The organism is Streptomyces sp. V1I1, assembly GCF_030817355.1.
Lineage (GTDB): Bacteria > Actinomycetota > Actinomycetes > Streptomycetales > Streptomycetaceae > Streptomyces.
The window spans coordinates 7,919,667-7,937,986 of record NZ_JAUSZH010000001.1; the positions used below are offsets into that span (position 1 = coordinate 7,919,667).

General features: G+C 69.2%; 15 protein-coding genes. 6 read left to right on the forward strand and 9 right to left on the reverse strand.

The genetic code is table 11. The features are described 5' to 3' along the window. Positions 1-36: 36 nt before the first annotated feature. The 4 genes from QFZ67_RS36885 (at position 37) to QFZ67_RS36900 (ending at position 2,328) form a co-directional block, all read left to right on the forward strand. Positions 37-336 carry a DUF1876 domain-containing protein gene (locus QFZ67_RS36885; RefSeq protein WP_307665386.1) on the forward strand — a complete coding sequence of 100 codons (300 nt, stop codon included), beginning with the start codon at positions 37-39 and terminating at the stop codon, positions 334-336. A gap of 98 nt (positions 337-434) precedes the next feature. Beyond that, on the forward strand, positions 435-1,160 hold the full coding sequence (locus tag QFZ67_RS36890) for a hypothetical protein (protein ID WP_307665387.1): 726 nt from the start codon (positions 435-437) through the stop codon (positions 1,158-1,160). Next, entirely contained in the window at positions 1,157-1,675 is a 519-nt protein-coding gene (locus tag QFZ67_RS36895) for a histidine phosphatase family protein (RefSeq protein WP_307665389.1), read from the forward strand. The genes QFZ67_RS36890 and QFZ67_RS36895 overlap by 4 nt, the downstream gene beginning before the upstream one ends. 143 nt (positions 1,676-1,818) lie before the next feature. Beyond that, a complete protein-coding gene (locus QFZ67_RS36900; RefSeq protein ID WP_307665390.1) occupies positions 1,819-2,328 on the forward strand; it encodes a DUF664 domain-containing protein in 510 nt (169 codons plus the stop codon). Here the strand turns inward: QFZ67_RS36900 and QFZ67_RS36905 are convergent. The 5 genes from QFZ67_RS36905 to QFZ67_RS36925 form a co-directional block, all read right to left on the reverse strand. After that, positions 2,300-4,756 carry a SpoIIE family protein phosphatase gene (locus QFZ67_RS36905; protein ID WP_307665391.1) on the reverse strand — a complete coding sequence of 819 codons (2,457 nt, stop codon included), beginning with the start codon at positions 4,754-4,756 and terminating at the stop codon, positions 2,300-2,302. The genes QFZ67_RS36900 and QFZ67_RS36905 overlap by 29 nt on opposite strands. 2 nt (positions 4,757-4,758) lie before the next feature. Then, positions 4,759-6,888 carry a SpoIIE family protein phosphatase gene (locus tag QFZ67_RS36910; RefSeq protein ID WP_307665392.1) on the reverse strand — a complete coding sequence of 710 codons (2,130 nt, stop codon included), beginning with the start codon at positions 6,886-6,888 and terminating at the stop codon, positions 4,759-4,761. A gap of 355 nt (positions 6,889-7,243) precedes the next feature. Then, on the reverse strand, positions 7,244-7,732 hold the full coding sequence (locus QFZ67_RS36915) for an ATP-binding protein (protein WP_307665393.1): 489 nt from the start codon (positions 7,730-7,732) through the stop codon (positions 7,244-7,246). After that, complete coding sequence (locus tag QFZ67_RS36920; RefSeq protein WP_307665394.1) at positions 7,729-7,923, reverse strand: DUF5999 family protein; 195 nt, start codon at positions 7,921-7,923, stop codon at positions 7,729-7,731. The genes QFZ67_RS36915 and QFZ67_RS36920 overlap by 4 nt, the downstream gene beginning before the upstream one ends. Positions 7,924-8,154: 231 nt before the next feature. Beyond that, positions 8,155-10,308, reverse strand: a complete 2,154-nt coding sequence (locus QFZ67_RS36925; RefSeq protein ID WP_307665395.1) for an NB-ARC domain-containing protein — start codon at positions 10,306-10,308, stop codon at positions 8,155-8,157. A 228-nt stretch (positions 10,309-10,536) separates the two neighbouring features. Between QFZ67_RS36925 and QFZ67_RS36930 the strand changes: the two genes are divergently transcribed. After that, the gene (locus tag QFZ67_RS36930) at positions 10,537-12,840 is read left to right on the forward strand and encodes a LuxR C-terminal-related transcriptional regulator (RefSeq protein WP_307665396.1); all 2,304 of its coding nucleotides are present in this window, start codon (positions 10,537-10,539) and stop codon (positions 12,838-12,840) included. A gap of 255 nt (positions 12,841-13,095) precedes the next feature. On the opposite strand, the gene QFZ67_RS36935 is transcribed toward QFZ67_RS36930, so the two are convergent. The 4 genes from QFZ67_RS36935 to QFZ67_RS36950 form a co-directional block, all read right to left on the reverse strand. Further along, entirely contained in the window at positions 13,096-13,377 is a 282-nt protein-coding gene (locus QFZ67_RS36935) for a cytochrome P450 (protein WP_307665397.1), read from the reverse strand. Then, a complete protein-coding gene (locus tag QFZ67_RS36940) occupies positions 13,374-13,802 on the reverse strand; it encodes a hypothetical protein (RefSeq protein WP_307665398.1) in 429 nt (142 codons plus the stop codon). The genes QFZ67_RS36935 and QFZ67_RS36940 overlap by 4 nt, the downstream gene beginning before the upstream one ends. Then, positions 13,799-14,908 (reverse strand): polyprenyl synthetase family protein, encoded by a 1,110-nt coding sequence (locus QFZ67_RS36945; RefSeq protein ID WP_307665399.1) that lies wholly within the window; start codon positions 14,906-14,908, stop codon positions 13,799-13,801. Before QFZ67_RS36945 ends, QFZ67_RS36940 begins: the two co-directional genes overlap by 4 nt. A 252-nt stretch (positions 14,909-15,160) precedes the next feature. Beyond that, positions 15,161-15,643 (reverse strand): hypothetical protein, encoded by a 483-nt coding sequence (locus QFZ67_RS36950; RefSeq protein WP_307665400.1) that lies wholly within the window; start codon positions 15,641-15,643, stop codon positions 15,161-15,163. A gap of 729 nt (positions 15,644-16,372) precedes the next feature. Between QFZ67_RS36950 and QFZ67_RS36955 the strand changes: the two genes are divergently transcribed. Further along, positions 16,373-18,319: a sensor domain-containing diguanylate cyclase gene (locus QFZ67_RS36955; RefSeq protein WP_307665401.1), complete on the forward strand. Its 1,947-nt coding sequence runs from the start codon at positions 16,373-16,375 to the stop codon at positions 18,317-18,319. Position 18,320 lies beyond the last annotated feature (1 nt).

Genomic DNA, 18,320 nt, shown 5'->3' on the forward strand with positions numbered 1-18,320 from the left:
TCGCACTCGGGCCGGACGCGGGCGAGGAGGTGTGCGATGACTCGGACGCTGGAGTGGAGCGTCCGCCTCCATCTGTCGGAGGAGGACGGCACGACGAAAACCCGCGCGGTACTGGACACCGGTACCGCTACCCTCACCGGTCATGGGGTCGCCCGCTGCAACCCTCAGGACGTGGACATCCCCACGATCGGCGACGAACTCTCGGCGAGCCGTGCGATGAGAGACCTCGCGGTGCAGCTGATGAGGGCGGCCGACGCTGAACTGGAGGCCGCGGGCGCCGGAACGGCGAGCGGGCGCGCCGGGCCGCCGTACAGCTGGTCGGACACGGCGACCTAGGTCTGGGGTCACGGAAGGCCCGCCGCGACAGGCTCGCAGTCACTCCCACCGGTCGTTCCTGGTGCGGAGTCGGGGCCCGGGCGCCTAGGCTCGGCTGTGTGCTGCGCATCGTCGACGAACTGGCAGGCCCTGGGCCGCTGCGGATCTGCGCCCACGTGCCGCCGCCCGGTGGGCCGGGCGGACTGACCGGTCTGCGCGTGCTGCTGGTCGCGGATGTGCTTGCGCGCGTCGTCGAGCTGCGCGGCAGACAGGTCCTGCTGGGGCGGACGGGCCCGAGCGTCCCGTCGGCCGCCGCTGTCGGTATCCGGCCGGCCGACGCCCACGGGACCCCGGACCACATCGCCGACATGCTCGGTGGCCCACCCGGCGTACACCTCACCGACCGCGCGTACGAGGGCGGAAGCGGCGCCTCCCTCCAGGTGGCAGAGGCGCATACGTCCATGTCCCTGGCGGGACTTGAGGAGCAGGATCCGCTCGCCGTACGCCTGCTCCTGCTCTCCCACGCCCATCATGAGCCGGTCGCGCTCCGTGCCGAAGGCTTCGACGAGGCCCGCCGCACGTTGGCTCGATGGCGGCGTGCCGTAGCCGATTGGGCAGAGCAGCCGTCGAAGCCGATGCCCGCCGACCGCGTGCGCCCGGCCCGTGCCGCGCTGGAGGACACGCTGGGCACCCCCGCCGTACTCGACATGCTGCGGGAACTGGAGACGGCCACGGACGTGCCGGCCGGAGCGAAGTTCGAGACCTTCGCCCATCTGGACCGCGTCCTCGGGCTGGAACTCGCCCGAGAGACCGGCCGCCCGCACCCAGCCGGAGCGTCGGCATGAGCCCGCTGCGGCGGCTGGTCGTCCTGCGGCACGCCAAGTCCGCACGGCCCGAGGGCGTTCCCGACCATGAGCGCCCCCTCGCCCCTCGCGGGATGCGGGACGCCCCCGCCGCCGGCCGCTGGCTGGCGGAGGCCGACTGCCTGCCCGACCTCGTCCTGTGCTCCACCGCCCGCCGCACCCGCCAGACCTGGGAGCTGGCCGCCGCGGAGCTGGGCAGCACCCCGCCGGTGCGATACGAGCCCAGCCTCTACGCGGCGGACGACCAGACCATTCTCGATGTCGTACGCGAAGTGCCCGCCGATGTCGGGACGTTGCTGCTGATCGGACACAACCCCGGCCTCCAGGACCTGATCCTGCTGCTCGCCGGCGAGGCACTCGGCGGCACAATGCAGCGCGCACAGACGAAGTTCCCGACGTCCGCCATCGCCGTGCTGACCTGGCGTGGCACGTGGTCCGCTCTCGCACCGGGCGCCGCGCTGCTCACAGACCTGGCCGTCCCCCGCGGGCAGCGTTGAGCCCGGCCCGGCCCGGCATAGGCGGTGGCCGGGGGCGCGGGCGAAGTGCGCGTGTCGACCACATCGCTGGGGCCGGCGACGGTCCATGGTGGTTTCGGAGACACAACTTCTCGCCGGGGCCGCCCAGGACCAAGGATCAGTGAATGAACAGCGCAGACTTGCTGGCAGATGCGTTCGAGCGCGTCCGGGAGGCAGTACACGGCGCGGTCGAGGGGCTTTCACCGGACGACCTCAACGCCCGGCTGGACGCCGACGCGAATTCGGTCGCCTGGCTCGTATGGCATCTGTCGCGTATCCAGGACGATCACGTGGCTGATGCGAGTGAAGTGGAGCAGGTGTGGTTCTCCCAGGACTGGGCGGCCCGCTTCGAGCTGCCCTTTCCCAAGGGAGCGACCGGGTTCGGCCACTCCAGCAGGCAGGTCGCCGCGGTACAGGTCCAGTCGGCCGAGCTGCTGCTCGGCTACTACGACGCCGTCCACGAGCAGACCATGCGGTTCGTCCGGGGGCTCGACGACGCGGCGCTGGACCGCGTCGTCGACGAGTCCTGGTCCCCGCCGGTCACTCTGGGCGTCCGTCTGATCAGCGTCCTGGCCGACGACCTGCAGCACGCCGGCCAGGCAGCCTTCATTCGAGGTTCGCTGGAGCGCCGTTGAGAAGCGGCTGTTCGGTCCAGATCGTCTTGCCGTCGCGCGTGTACCGGGTGCCCCACCGCTCGGTGAGCTGGGCCACCAGGAAGAGTCCGCGGCCGCCCTCGTCCGTGGTGCGGGCCCGGCGGAGGTGCGGTGAGGTGCTGCCGGTGTCGGACACCTCGCAGATGAGGTGGTCGTCACGGATGAGCCGTAGGGCGATCGGCCCGCTGCCGTACCGGTAGGCGTTGGTGACCAGTTCGCTGACGATCAGTTCGGTGGTGAAGACCATCTCCTCCAGCCCCCACTCGGCCAGCTGGGATGCCGTAAGCATCCGGGCCTGAGCAGCGGCGGTTGCCTCCACGGGCAGCTCCCACGTGGCCACCTTCTCCGCTGCCAGGACGCGGGTACGGGCGATGAGCAGAGCCACGTCATCGGCCACGTCGTCGGTGGGCCGGTCGCGCAGCAACGCGCCCTCCACCGCCCGGCATGTCTCTTCCAACGAGCGGGTCGGCGGGGTCAGTGCCCCGCACAGATCGGCCAGACTCTCGTCGACGTCTCGCTTGAGGCCCTGGACGAGGCCGTCGGTGTACAGGGTAAGGAGGCTGCCTTCGTCCAGTTCCAGCTCGGTGGCCTCGAACGGCAGCCCGCCCAGGCCCAGCGGCGGGCCTGCAGGCAGTTCGAGGAGGTGTACCTGTCCGGCAGGCGTCACCACCGCGGGCGGCGGGTGGCCGGCGCGGGCCAGAACGCAGTGCCGCGAGACCGGGTCGTAGACGGCGTACAGGCAGGTTGCGCCAATGACTTGAGGGGAACGTTCGTCGGTCGGCTCCTGCTCGGCCGCCAGACGGTCCACGAGGTCATCGAGGTGGGAGAGGACCTCGTCAGGAGTGAGGTCGAGGTTGGCAAGGGTGTGTACGGCGGTGCGCAGCCGGCCCATGGTGGCCGCCGCGTGGATGCCGCGGCCGACCACGTCGCCGACGACGAGGGCGACGCGGAGTCCGGAGAGCGGGATGACATCGAACCAGTCACCGCCGACGCCGGTCGTCGCGTCGGCCGGCAGGTAGCGGTGGGCGACTTCGACAGCCGGGTGCCTGGGCACCTCGTGCGGGAGCAGGCTGTGCTGCAGGGTGAGGGCGGCCTCGTGCTGCTGTGTGTAGCGGCGTGCGTTGTCGATGCAGACGGCGGCGCGGGCGGCGAACTCCTCGGCGAGTGTGAGGTCGTCCTCCTCGAATGGCTCGACCCGTCGCGACCGCCACAGACTGAGCAGGCCGAGCACGAGCCCCCGCGCGACCAGCGGCACCACCATCAGCGAGTGGACGCCCAAACTGAGGGCGCGCTCAGCCCGCTCGGGGTCCAGGGGGAGCCACCCGGTAGGGCCTTCCAGCTGCGCTTGGAGGATCGGACGACGCTCGGCCAGGCACCGCGCTTGCACAGTTCCCGGCGGTATCTGAATAGTGCGGCCCACCGGATACATCACCTCCGCCGTGTTCGGCAGGATGCTGCGGATCGCCGTTCGGCGCACGGGTCCGAACGTCTCCTGGGTGGGCTCTTCACCGCGGGTCACCGGCTCCAGCAGGTCCACGGAGACGCAGTCGGCGAGGTCGGGGACCGCCACCTCGGCCAGCTCACGCGCTGTCTCCGCCAGGTCCAGCGTGGTCCCGATGCGTGTGCTGGCCTCGTTGAGCAGAGCCAGCCGACGGCGGGCCCGATAGCGTTCGGTCACGTCCTCGACTGTCTGCGTGACCCCGAGGATCCGTCCGGAGGGGTCCTCCATCCGGAAGGCCGATACCGATACGACCAGTTCACGGCCGAGATCCCGCCGCAGACGGCAGGGCTGCTCGGTGGAGATCGCGGACCGGCCGGTCTCAAGTACCTCCCGTATCTGCCTCTCCACCGTGTCGGTGTCCTGCTGGATCAGGAAGTCGCTGGTGCGGAGCCCGCGATGCTGCTCGACCGGTATCTGAGTGAACTTGGAGATCGCCCGGTTCACACGCAGGATGCTCAGGTCCGGGCCATGGACGGACAGGCCGATCGGGGACCGGCGGAACAGCCCGTCCAGGACCGACCGGTCCGTCTCCCACTGGACAACCTCCTCGGCGGGCGCACCGACGATGACCCATTCGCGGGGGGAGTCGCCTCTCACGGTCATCCGGGCCCGGCACCCCAACTCCACACGATGGCCGTCGCGATGCCGGACGGGCACGACCCCGAACCACCCCCGGTCGCGTACGCATGCCGCCACCGCGTCCATGACGACGTCCTGGTCGCGCGGGTCGACCAGAAAGTCGACCGTCGGCCGCCCCAGCGCCTTCTCGGGCGGGTAGCCGAGCAGCGCCTCGGCCCGCTCGCTCCAGCCGACGACCCTCCCGCGGTCGTCCAGCACCGCCAAGGCCGCGCGCCGCACCGCAAACGGGTCTTCCGGGCCTTCGCTGAACGTTGTCACCGGAGTGTCCATCCCTACCACCCTTGCACCTTCCGGGCGGGACCGCCCAAGCCGTGCCGCTCAGGGTGACTTCTCACCGAGTCTGGCGGACGCAGCGTTCTGGCGAGGAGCACCGCCACATCGTCCTGGGCCGCGGAGGGCAGCAAGCGGTCGAGGATGCCATCGCAGATCTCCTCCAACGGATGGTCTAGGTGTCGCAGCGCCTGGGCGAGCTGTTGCATGCCCTGGTCGAGATCTCTGTCGCGAGCCTCGATGAGTCCGTCGGTGTACAGCACCAGCAGACTGCCGGGGGGCAGCGGCACCTGCTCGGTCTGGAAGTCCTGTCCGCCCGCTCCCAAGGGCGTACCCGGGGGGCCGTCGAGGAACGCGATCGTCCCCTGGGGGTCGGCCACGGCCGGAGGTGGATGGCCGGCCCTGGCGATCAGGCAGCCGCCGGCAGCAGGGTCGTGGACTGCGTAGACGCACGTCGCCATTTCGTTCTCCCCCAGGTCGGCCACGGCGGCGTCCAGGGAGCTGAGGATCTGCCCCGGGGAGATGTCGTGGCGTGCCAGCGTTCGCACCGCTGTGCGCAGCTGTCCCATGACGGCCGCCGCGTGGATTCCGTGCCCCATGACGTCCCCGATGACCAGCCCGGTCCTGCCGTCAGGCAGAGCGATGACGTCGAACCAGTCGCCGCCGACCTCGTGGTCGCTGGCGGGGAGGTAGCGCCCGGTCAGTTCCAGGCCGGTCACTTCCGGCAGCGTGCTGTTCGTCAGGCTGCGCTGCAGAGTGAGGGCCGCCTTTCGCTGCCTCGTGTACATGCGCGCGTTGTCGATGTTCAGCGCAGCTCGGGCGACCAGCTCGTCGATGAGCAGGCAGTCCTGCTCGCCGAGCGGCTCGCGGCTGCGGCTACGCGTCACCACCACGGCGCCGAGTACCTTGCCGCGGGCGACCAGCGGGACCAGTCGGGCGGAGCCCACACGGGCAGCCAGGTACGTCCGCAGTCCCTCGGCGCGCGGATCGTTGATCAGCGCCGGGATGTCGGACAGGTAGAGATTCATGGGGTGGCCATCGGCGATGACCTGCTCGTACACCGAGCCGAGCGGAACCTGGAAGGTCAGGCCCGCTGCCAGCTTCTCGGCAGGGGCCAACGGATCGGTGAAGGCGGCCGCCATACGACGCACCACGCCGTGGGTGGATGCGGCCGCCTCATCGGGGTCGAGTACCTGTTCCAGCAGTTGTACGTCGGCTGAGTCGGCCAGCTGGGGCACCAGCACCTGCACCACTTCTTCGGCGGTCTGCCGCAGGTCCAAAGTAGTCCCTATCCGCGCGCCGGCCTCGGCCAGCAGGACGAAGCGCTGCCGTGCCTGCTCGGCCTCGGCCTGAGCCCGCTGCCCCTCGGTGATGTCGATCAGGGAAGCGATCACTCCCAGTGGCCGGCCGGCGCTGCCGAGCAGCGGGGCGTAGGAGCAGGACCAGGTCCGGTCGTGATCGGGATCGGCCGGGGTGCGCCCGGTGCGGCGCACGTCGACCACCGCTCTACCGCTGTCCAGGACCTGCTGCATCACCGTTTCCAGCGCCGCGGCGTTGACCCCTGGCGCGACCTCGGTCAGCCGCTTGTCGAGGTGCTCGGCCGCGGAGACGCCGTTCATCCGCGCCAGCGCGTCGTTGACCCGCAGAAAGCGCAGATCGTGGCTGAGCGTGGCCAGACCGATCGGGGACTGGGTGAACAGACCTTCCAGGGCAGCCAGCGAATCCCGCATTCTCAGCACCGCAGAGGTCTCCACGGCGATGGCCAGGAGGCCCGCTCTTCCCTGCGGGTCCACAGACGGGCAGAGCCACATCTCCATCGGCACGAGGTGCCCGTCGTGGTGCCGCAGCGGGAGGGTTCCGACAACCGTCTCACCTGCCATGACCTTCTGCGCGAGCTGCTCGGCCGATTCCCAGTTGGGCTCGGGGACCAGTATCGGGATCCCGTACCGGCCGAGCAGTTCCTCCGGCACGTAGCCGAGCAGGTCCTGGGCGGCGAGCGACCACTCCACGACGCGCCCCTGGGCATTGACTCTCCACAGCGCGATCGGAAGCAGGTCGCGGAGCACACCCGCGTACCCGATCGCCGACAGGGGGTGACCCGGCACATCGCTCGTCGACTCGTGTGTGTCCACGCAATGACCTCACCCCGGGGTGTGGGGGCCTCTGCTTGCCGACCACTCCCTGGCGATCTTCCCGGCGAGCCCTGCCGACGCATAGTCGATGCAGCGGCTTCGGGTACGGCGACTTTGGGCGCAGCTTTTTCGGACGCGTTTGCTAACACATCAGCCTATCCGAGGCGCTGGCAAGGGCGAACTGAGCATCCCGTGCCCGATGGGCTCATGGGAGCTGTTTCAAGGCGTGGAGGGTGATGGGGAGGCCCAGGGGCGGGAGGCTCGATGGAACTCGTCTCCCGGACCCTGGGCCCATTTCGATGGCTGTCATGTTGTTCGCGTGTCTCTGTGCCGTCGATAGTTCCTCCTTCCGCCGTCAGGCGCAGCCCTCTATACGGGGCCGGCGCAGGCATGCAGCTCGAACCACACCACCTTCCCGGCGTGTGTCCGGCGGCTGCCCCAGCGGCGGGACAGCCGGTTCAGCATGTGCAGGCCCCCGCCCCTCCTCGTCGTGCTCTTCGACATGGCGCCTCAAAGGTCCGGCCGGATTCGCGTCCTCGATCTCGCAACGCAGCCCGCCGTGCGGGGAGGGCAGACAGAAGGTGAGGCGGATCGGCCCCCACGCGTGGCGCAGGGCGTTGGTGACCAGCTCGCTGACGAGCAGCACTGTGTCGTCGATCTGGTCGTCGAGCGCCCAATCGGCCAGCTGGGCACGGGTGAGTCGCCGTGCTTCACGCACCGAGGACGGGTCGCTGGGCAGGAGCCAGGACCTTCTACGGGCGGGCTGGGCCGGGGTAGCGCCGAGCCCGGCATGCCACGGCGCAATAGCCGCAGTCTCGCGCATGGGCGCGGTGAACGGTTTCATGCCGCCCTGCCCTCCATGGCCTGAACAGTCGGAGCGGATGTGCCGTCGGGCAGGAGCTCACCCATGTCCTCGAACACCGTCACGCCGTTGCAGAGGAGGCCCCACCCCTGCTCGGGGTGGTAGGCCACGAGGCGGGCGGCGTCATGGTCGGGCGCGGTTGAGGTGGGGCAGGATGGCTGGTGCTGGCACATTTTGGTCGGACCTTCGATTCTCCGCCCGGCTGGGGTGGATCTCGTATGACGCGACCATCATGTGCCGACAGCAAAAGTGACGGGGAGGGGATAAATCCCCGGTTTAGTACCTGAAACCACCCGCATTAGTACCTGAAACCACCCGCAGTGGGCCCGCGATGTGTTTCGCAGGGTGACGCCGTCATCGCTCCGCGTGCGGCACCGCTGCGGAATCCCGCATTCCCGCCCCCGTCACTGGCCGGCCGCCGCCTCCCGAGGAGCCCACGGAGTCGAGGCCGAGGAGCCGTACAAGGCCCAGTCCGCGGCCCGGTCGAGTCCCATCTTCGCTCCGCGCCGGACTGCCGCGGCATATCTGCGCTCGCCGAGATCGGTGCGGAGTCGGATCTCAGTCCCCTCGTGTCCGGCGGCCAGGTGCCGGAACCCGGACTGCGAGATCCCTATGGAACGCCACACGACCTCCGCCGCGCCCAGCAGCCTGGCACCGCGTTCCGCCTCTCCGGCTGAGGCGGCAGTCCAGGCCAGCGCCTCCATGCACAGGGCGATTCCCCACCCGTCCCCTACAACCCGGCGGGCGTTCAGGGCGTCGCGGAGGAGTTCTGCCGCACGGCTCGGCTCGCCCTGGCGCCAGAGGTGCAGGCCGAGCGCCCACAGGGCGTAGGAGCGGGACCAGGGCGCGTGCGCCTCGTTGCACAGGTCCAGGCACTCCTTCCCGACATCCGAGGCACGAGGATCGCCGGACATGGCGCATGCCAAGGTGAGCTGATACAGGGCGGTCATCAAGCCGTTGCGGTCGCCGGCCGCGCGGTGGCCTTTCACGGCTTCTCCCAGAAGGCCGATCGCCTGGCGGAATTCGCCTTCGTAAAGCGCGCGTCCGCCCAGGTACTGAGTGGCGTGGACCAGGGTCGAGGCATCGTGAAGCCGAAGACCGAGGGCCCGGCACTCCTCCAGCCGCGGCAGCGCAGAGGTCGTGTCGCCCCGGAGCACCGACAGCCAGCCGTCCACCCACAGTGCCTTGCCACGGGCCACCGTGTCCTGCGGTGCGAGCGCCAGCGCCCTGCCGAGCCAGTGGCGGCCCTCGCTGATCAGTCCGCTGCACAGCCAGTGGAACCACAGCGACGCGGCGATCTCCAGCCCCGCCTGTCTCTGGCCGGGCTCGCTTAGGCAGAACTCCAGAGCGGTGCGGAAGTTGGCGTGCTCGCTCTGCAGCCGGGCGAGCCAGGTCTCCTGGCGCGGGCTCAGCCACTCCGCCTCCGCGCGGCCCACCAGCTGGAGGTACCAGTCCCGGTGGCGGCGCTGCATGGCCGGCTTCTCCCCGGCCTCGGCCAAGCGCTCCGCGCCGTACTGCCGGATCGTTTCCAGCAGGTGGTAGCGCACCTGGGTGCCCTGCTCCTCCCGGATCAGGACCGACTTGTCGACCAGCCCCGCCACCAGGTCGAAGATGCGCTCCTCGGGTATGCCGTCACCCGAGCAGACCGCTTCGACCGCCTCGAGCCCGCAGCTCCCGGCGAAGACCGACAGGCGCGCCCACAACCGCTGCTCACCGGGGGAGCACAGCTCGAAGCTCCAGTCGATCGACGAGCGCAGGGTCTCGTGCCGGGGCAGGTCCGCCGTGGTCTGCGCGGGGGAGAGATCGAGACGCTCGTCCAGCCGTCGGAGGAGTTCTTGGGGCGTGAGCGTCCTCAGTTGCGCCGCCGCCAGTTCGATGGCGAGCGGGATGCCGTCCAGGCGCCGGCAGAGCCGGACGACCGTCTCCAGGTTCTCGGCGCCGAGGGTGAAATCCGGCGACGCCTCCGCCGCCCGCCGCTGGAACAGCCTGACCGACGCGTAGTGGCCGGCCGCCGCGGGGCTGAGCGTTCGATGCAGGTCCGGCACGGCAAGTGCGGGCACCGAGAGGACTGACTCGCCGTACACCCCCAGGGGCTGGCGGCTGGTGGCCAGCACGCACAGCCGGGGAGCCGCACGCAGCAGCCGGTCGGTGAGCGCCGCGCAGCCGTCCAGGATGTGCTCGCAGTTGTCCAGGATCATCAGGGACCGCGCGTCACGCAGATGGTCGCAGAGCAGGTCCGTCGGGTGTCTGGCCGACTGGTCCCGCAGCCCGAGCGCGGTCGCGACGGTCTGCGGGAGCAGCCCTTCGTCCTCCAGCGAGCCGAGCTCGACCAGCCATACGCCGTCCGGGAACGCCCTTCGCGCCTCGTCGGCAACTCCCGTTGCCAGCTTGGTCTTGCCCACGCCCCCCACACCGGTGAGGGTCACCAGGCGAGAATGCCGCAGCATCCGTTTGGCCTCGGCCAGCTGCCCTCGGCGGCCGATCAGCGAGGACTCGTCGCCGAAGGAAGTGCCCCGCCGGAGATGGGGACGAGTGCCATTGGCACCGTGGGCGGACATAACACCATGGTTGCACCCTGCGGGAGGCAGAGCTGGATTCCTCTTCGGCCCCCGCCGGGCGGGGACGGCCGGAGCCGCGGAGGAATAGGCTGGTTTGCGTCGGCCCGGTTCACAAACGGCACGTGGGCCATGGATCGGGACCGATCCGAGGAATCGATGGCTGTCGTGGCATCAAGCGTCTCGACACGTCGGCAAGAGGGCAAGCTGCCTGCCGAGGTGACGAGCTTCGTGGGACGTCGGAACGAGGTGGCCGAGGTCCGCCGCGGGCTGTCCGGATCGCGCCTGGTGACGCTCACGGGCGTGGGGGGAGTCGGCAAGACGCGGCTGGCGTCACGTGTCGCAGCCGAGGTCCGGTCGGCGTTTCCGGACGGCGTGTGGCTGGTCGAACTCGCGGGCCTGGAGAATTCCGAGCTGCTCGCCCAGACCGTCGCCGAAGCGCTGGAGATCCGGGACCACTCATCCCGGCCGCCACTGGACGTCCTCACCGACCACCTGCGGGACAAGCGCACGCTGGTGATCCTGGACAACTGCGAGCACCTGCTGCCGCAGTGCGCGGTGCTGGCCGATTCCCTGCTGCGCTCCACCGCCGACCTGAAGATCCTGGCCACCAGTCGGCAGGTGCTGGGCCTGACATACGAACACACCCTGGCCGTGCCGACGCTGGACCTGCCGAGCACCGAGAACCCCCGGCTGTCCACCAAGTCGCTGACCCGGTGCGACGCCGTACGGCTGTTCATCGAGAGGGCGGGCGCCGTCCTGCCCGGCTTCTCCGTCACCGAGGCCAACCGCGAAGCAGTGGAACGGATCTGCCGGCAGCTGGACGGCATCCCCCTGGGAATCGAGCTTGCCGTCGTCCGGCTGCGGGCCCTTTCCGTACAACAGCTGCTGGAGCGGCTGGACGACCGGTTCCAGCTGCTCACCGCCGGTTCACGGGTGGTGCTCCCGCGCCACCAGACACTGCGCGCGCTGATCGACTGGAGTTACGTTCTGTGCACCGACCAGGAGCAGCTGCTCTGGGCTCGCGCCTCGGTATTCACCGGCGGCTTCGACCTGGAGGCGGCCGAGGAGGTCTGCTCCGGCGACGGCATCACCCGCGAAGAGGTCCTCGACGTGGTGACCGGACTGGTCGACAAGTCCGTCCTCCTCAGAGAGGAGCCCCATTCGACAGTGCGCTACCGGCTGCTGGACACACTGCGCCAGTACGGCCGGGAGCAGCTCGTCGCCGCCGGGCAGACGGCGCCCTGGCAACGGCGCCACCGCGACTACTACCGGCGGCTGGCGGGCGAAGCGCGAGCCGAGCTGTTCGGTCCGTCCCAGGTGGCCTGGTTCACCCGGCTCCATCTGGAGCACACCAACCTGCGCACAGCCCTGGAGTACAGCTTCGCCGAACCCGGGGAGGCCGAGATCGGCCTGGGCATGGCCTCCGACCTGCTCTACCACTGGATCACCAGTTACTACATCGGCGAGGGACGGCGCTGGCTGGACGAGGGGCTCGCCATCTGTACCGAACCGAGCCAGGCCCGGGCCCGAGCGCTGTGGACCAACAGCTGGCTGGCCGTCATCCAGTCCGAGACCGCCGCCGCGGCGGCCATGCTCGAGGAGAGCCGGAGGCTCGGGGAACGGCTCGCGGACGAGTCCGTACTCGCCTACACCGCGCTGTACTCCGGCATGATCGCCATGTACCGGGGGGACGCCGAATCCGCGATCGGGCTCTACGAGGAGGCGGTGGCCCGGCACCAGGCCACCAACGATCCCGTGGGACTCGCGCTGTCACTGATCCGGCTTTCCCTTCTCCACTCGTTCCTCGGTGACTCGCCGCGCGCCATCTCCATCGGCGAGGAGTCCCTGAGGGTGTGTGACGCCTACGGAGAGGGCTGGCACCGGGCCTACACGATGATGGCGCTGGGAATCGAGGTCTGGCGCCAGGGCGACACCCGTCGCGCCGCCGAGCTCGAGAAGGCGAGCCTGGGCTTCAACCGTTCGCTCGACGATCCGCTGGGGGTCGGCGTCAACCTCGAGGCGCTGGCCTGGATCGCCGCCACGGAGGAGAACTACGAGCGAGCCGCCCAGCTCCTGGGCATCCTGCAGACCGTCTGGCAGGCAATCGGCGCGCCGCTGTCCGGGTACGGGCATCTCGTCAAGTACCACGACGAATGCGAGTCCCGCACGAGCGGGGCCCTCGGCACGACGGCCTTCCGTGCCGCCGTCAAGAAGGGCTGCCGGCTCTCCTACGAAGAGGCGCTCAGCTACGCGCTTGAGGAGCACCTGGCAGCGGTGGAGCCGGGCGGAGAGGACGAGCGGCCTTCCCCGCTCACCCGCCGGGAGACCGAGATCGCCCACCTGGTCGCGCAGGGGCTGAGCAACAAGGAGATCGCGGCCACGCTGGTGATCGCCCAGCGCACGGCGGAGGGCCATATCGAGCACATACTGAGCAAACTCGGCTTCACCTCCCGTGCCCAGGTGGCTGTCTGGGTCTTCGAACACGACCGCGCGGCAGGCGGGGGCGAGCGCTCCCCCGAGGGCGAGCGGTGACCGACTGAGCCGGCCGCCGGATGAGCGTCGCCGCTCGGCAGACCGGTGGGTCCGGTGTCAGGGATTCGTACCTCCCGAGCCTGCCCCGAAGCGACGCGGCTCGGGGAGCATGCGGAGGGGACCGGTGCCCAGGGCCGCTTCCGGCTTCGGCCGGGATCGTCGTCCCGGGCACGGGCCGCAACTGACACCGTGTGCTGACGGCGGCGAGAGCCAGGATCGCCTCGGCCAGGCCGAAGATGTCCTCGGGGTGTCGGCTCAGGAGGTGGAAGTCCACGCCAGGACGCTCGCGGTGGTCTCGGTGCCGGCGATCAGCAGGGTCATGACCTGGTCGCGGATGTCTTCATCGGTGAAGCGCTCACCGCTTTCCTCGTCCTGGGCCCCGACCAGGATCGACAACAGGTCCCCGTTGTCCGCCCCCGAGAGCTGGCAGCCCTGGACCGTCTCGTCGATGACTGCGCGAAGCCTCGTGCGTGCTTGCTCGAAGCGCCTGTTCTCCGGAGTGGGCACTCGCTCAAGGAGACCGACCGGCGCGGTCATCCGCCGGTAGATGCCCCGAAGGATGATGGGAGACACTGCTGTACGTCGGCAACGGCCCGACCACCGATCGTGGTGGAGAACAATGTTCGCGTGGTGACCCGGACCGTCAGCGCATGCAGCGTGGCGCCGAGGTCGATGGCACGGCCTTCCTGCCACGAACCGAGCACGGCGTCGATCTCTTCGCACATCACGGCGGCGTACGACGCCGTCCGGCTGGAGTGAAAGGCGGGCTGCACCAGTCGGCGCTCCCGGTGCTCCGCCCAGGCCGAGGTGAACAGGCCATTGCCCACGAGGGGGCGGACCTTGTCGAACAGCGGGCCGCCCTTGTCGTAGGTGCGCGTCGACCGGAACTCGATCTGCGCCGCCTTGGGATGGTAGGCCACCGGCAGCAGCCGAGGCAGCTCGGGCGGGAAAAATTCGGTCATGACGTCCTCACGGAAGCGGCGTGGGCAAATTGGCGCAGGGTTTCGACGGCAGCCTCCGGGAAGGGGGCGTGGTCAAGGGCATTCATGGCTCGTCGGCGGCGACGGGCGATCATCCGCTCCACCGCGAGGCGGGCACCGGTGGATTCCAGAACGGCCCGCACGGAGTCGGCCTGCTCCTCGGTCAGATCGGGGCGGCCCACCAGAGCACGCAGAAGGCGGAGTTGCGCAGGAGTGGCTCTTGCGACGGCCAGGGCCATCAGCACGGTGCACTTGCCGTGGCGGAAGTCGTCAGTGGTGGGTTTGCCGGTCGCCGCGGGATCGCCGAATCCTCCCAGGAGGTCGTCCCGGAGTTGGAACGCCTCTCCGATGGGAAGGGCGTAGGCGGTGCAGGCTTCCATGACGGCGGTGCTGCATCCGGCCAGGGCGCCACCGAGATGCAGCGGTCGCTCCACGGTGTACTTGGCGGTCTTGAAGCGGCTCACCGTCAGGGCATAAGCGATATTGCCGGTCGGCCTGCCAGTGCCGAGCAGGTCGAGATACTGGCCGTACATGACCTCGGTACGCATGGCGTTCACCACGCCAAGGGCCGCACGCATGGGCACGGGCGCGAGGCCCGTCGAGTGGAGCAACTCGTCGGACCAGGTCAGTGCGAGGTCGCCGAGCAGGATGGCGGCGTTTGCACCGAACTGGTCGGCGTCCCCGGCGCCTTGGCGGCTGCGGTGACTGTCGGCCAGGGACGCGTGGACGCTTCGATGCCCTCTGCGCGTGTCGCTGTCGTCCATGACGTCGTCATGAATGAGGGCGAAGGTGTGGAACAGCTCCAAAGACGCCGCCGCCCGCAGCACTGGCTCCGGGTCTCCGCGACCATGTGCGGCGCACCAGCCGCACACGCACATCACTGGTCGTATTCGTTTGCCGCCCACGAAGAGGAATCTGCGTAACGTCTCGATGGGTTCCATGAGTTGAGGAGGAGCTGAACGGATCTTCGCTGCCAGAAACTCCGCAAGCACCGAGTCGACCGCTTGCCGGATCTCCACCATGTCCAGCACGGCATCATTGAGGGCCATCATGGTGTGGTCCCCCGCACCTGCTACGGCAACGCGCATGGCCCCCTCCGAGGGAGCGAGACGAGGAAGCAAGAGCGAGTAAATCTGTGCGGAGACATGTACTCCCCGTTCGTTCGCCCTTGATGCTTCACCTCTCCACCGCGGGGGAAACCACCATGCTCCCGTCCCTGGCGCACCATTCCCCACCATGTGGTGCACGGCACGGCGCGCACGGCCTACCGTGCGCCGTTGACTACGCGGTTGGTGCTCCGCTAAGCGGCTAGTGCCGCACCGTCTCCAAGCTGCGCGACCTCAGCCCCGCTGCGACCAGCTCGTCGCGCGCCCGCGCCGCAACACCCCCGGCCCCGCACTGGCCGGCCAGGTCCACACCACGGTGCAGGGGCTGGCCGCTTGCGAGAGGAGTCCGGCACGGCGCAGCGCGGTGCCGAGCTCGACCAGAGCGCCCGCGAGTTGATACGAGGAGGGCGACAACTCCAGCGTGGTGACGGCACGCTGCAACAAAGCAATCCCCTCGGGCCCGTTCGTCACCCAATCCAGACCGTCCCGCACCCCCTGCGGATCCGGCACAGCGCGCTCCGCGGCGGGACTCAAGCCGACACGGGGACCGACGATGCCGAACCAGTCGCCCAGCACCTCCCGGCGCTCGCTCTCGGAGTACGAGGCCAACAGCGGCTGGAGTAACTGCCGCACCACATGGAAGGCCAGACTCTGCTCCTGCTCGCCGCCCTTCGCGAAGAGCCCTGTGCAGTCCCGCTCGGCCGCAAGGCGACGCATCACTTCCAAGACGTCTTGCCTGCCCCGGCCGGTCTGGTCAAGGCCAGCAACCCACCGCGGCGTGCGGAGGGGATCACCGCACCCGTCGTCGAAAGGCCGCTCACGGCGTCCGACGCCGCTTTGACGACGACCAGTTCGGCGTCTCGCTCAAGGGTTCTGGGAACGATCGTCCCGCTCGCGCTGCTCCTCGTCCGGTGCTCGGCCTTCGGCTCGCTGCGTGTCCGACCGGTCCGTGACCACCGTTCTCCTCCCGGCACGGTGAGCATGCCCGTCGGCGATCTCGCTCTTCACCCAGCGTATCTCCCGACTAACCGTCAGCGAGAGAACGGTGGAGCATGTACATCCTCATGAGTGGACGCGCCAATCCACTGTCCCGCTCCTCCGCCATGACGCTGCCGTACCGCTGCTGGCCGGATTCGTGGACCAAGAGGCCGCCGAACTGCGCGCTCGCACGCAGCGGGCCCGTCGACACGGGTGCCGAACCCGATCCCAGCCACCGTCGGCCACGAGCCTGACTGGCGGTGTCGTAACCGCCGCGACCCCTTTTACCACGCAGTGGTCTTATCAGCCTCGACGATGCCTGGATCTGTCGTTAATTCAGGTGAACTCCGAATCATACGTCCCGATTAGAGACAGGGTTCCTCTAGCTTCCTGCCGTCCCTACTCCATCGTGGAGTTCTGGGGCGAGGCTTCTGAGCCGGGCACAATCTCGGGGAGTTCGTGTTGCGTATGGTGCTTGAGCGTGCTGACGGGGGAGGGTCGCCACAGGCCGAACTGCGCAGCAGGTGGCTGTACGTGGCGGGGGTGGGGCAGGCCGTGTGCATCGGCTCCGCGGTCGCCGCAGGGGTGGGCGGGCGGTTCGCCCAGCTGGGGCTGCCGGTGGCCGATGTCGGAGTGCCCGCTGCCCACGGCGTGGCCGTCCTCTCCATCCTCGCGCGGGCGCGATCGGCCACGGGGCGAGTGCGACTGCGCCTGCTGTTGCTCGGCCTGTCGACGGGTGCCGCCGGCATGCATGAGCTTGTGCTGCGCCAGTTGACGGCATTGCTTCGGTCGCCCACCGGGATGCTCTACTCGGCGGTCGAACTGCTTGCCGTGGCCGGCATCGCCGTCGCGCTCGGTCTGGGCGTGGCCGGGCTGGTGGTCGCGGCCGGCGACAGTGGCACGCGGCTGACCTGGCTGCGACGGCTCTTGGACGGGTGGATGATTGCTGGATCGTTGTTCACCCTTGGCTGGGTACTCCTCTTGCATCGGGCAGATCTGGGCGGTGACATCCTGGCAGCGCTGTCCGATCTCGGCCGAGTGGTCGCGGACATCCTCGTCCTGGGACTGCTGCTGGTTCTGCGCTTCGCCATGCCACGCGGGCAGCGTGCGTCCGTCACCGTTGCGGCATTCGGTCTCGCGGTCTTCGCGGTAAGCGACATGCTCCGCATTTTTTCGGCAGAGCCGGTCGTCTCAACCACGATTCCGGTCACCGAGACATGCTCGATGACCGGTATGTTCCTCATCGCCGCAGCGCCGTGGCTGCCCGGCGGCGACAGCGTCCTGGACGTGGACCGGAGGGAGTTGCCCGTGGCGGGAGTGGTGGCGGCGTTTCTCCCCGTAGTCGTTTGTGCGGTGGCCGTGGTGGTGCACACCTTGTCCGGCTACCGCCTCGATGTGGTCATGCTGGTCGTCGGAGGCACCGTGTTGCTCGCACTGAGTGTGCGTCAAGGCGTGGTGCATGCTGACAGTCTCTGCCTCACGAGAGAGGTCGCCACCCGCGAGGATCACTTCCGTACGCTCGTCCAGGGTTCGAGTGACGTGATCGCTATCGCCGGCGAGGACTGTGTCCTGCTCTACATCAGTCCGGCTGTGCAACAGGTTTTCGGGTACCGGCCCGAGGATCTTCTTGGCATCCGCTTGCCGCTGCTCATTCACCCCGACGACTTGCCGCCGTTGAAACAGACCATCGGGAAGCTGAGGGAGGAAGACGAGCTCAGCAGTCACGGCCTGAGCCGTCGTGTCTCCTGCCGGATGCGGTCGGCCGACGGGCAATGGCGCCACATCGAGTCAACGATCAGCCTTCACGACGACGGGTTGATCGCCAACAGCCGGGATGTGAGCGAACGGGTCGCGCTACAGGCAAAGTTGGAGCATTTGGCGTTCCACGATGCGCTGACCGGCCTGCCCAATCGTGCTTTGTTCACCGATCGGATCAAGCACGCCCTGGCCAAGCGGTCGGCCGACAGTGCACCGCCCGCAGTGCTCTTCCTCGACCTGGACGGCTTCAAGCAGGTCAACGATTCGGCCGGGCATGCGGCGGGCGATGAACTGCTCATCCAGGCTGGGCGGCGGCTGCAGGCAGCGGTACGAGCGGAAGACACCGTTGCCCGCCTCGGCGGGGATGAGTTCGGCGCACTGCTGGAGGGGGAGGCCGGAGCGTCCGAGTCCCGGACGCGGGAGGTGGCGGAGCGGCTGCTGTTCGCCTTGACGCAGCCCTACCGCCTCGCCGGTACCGAGGCCGTGGTCGCGGCTTCGATCGGGCTCGCGGTGGCCACCCCGGGAATCACCCCCGACGAATTGATGCGCAATGCCGACCTGGCGATGTACGGCGCCAAGGCTGCAGGAAAGCGACGCATTCAGATGTATCGGTCGCAGACGCACAGCAATCAGCAGCCAAGTTGGGTGACGCTGTGAC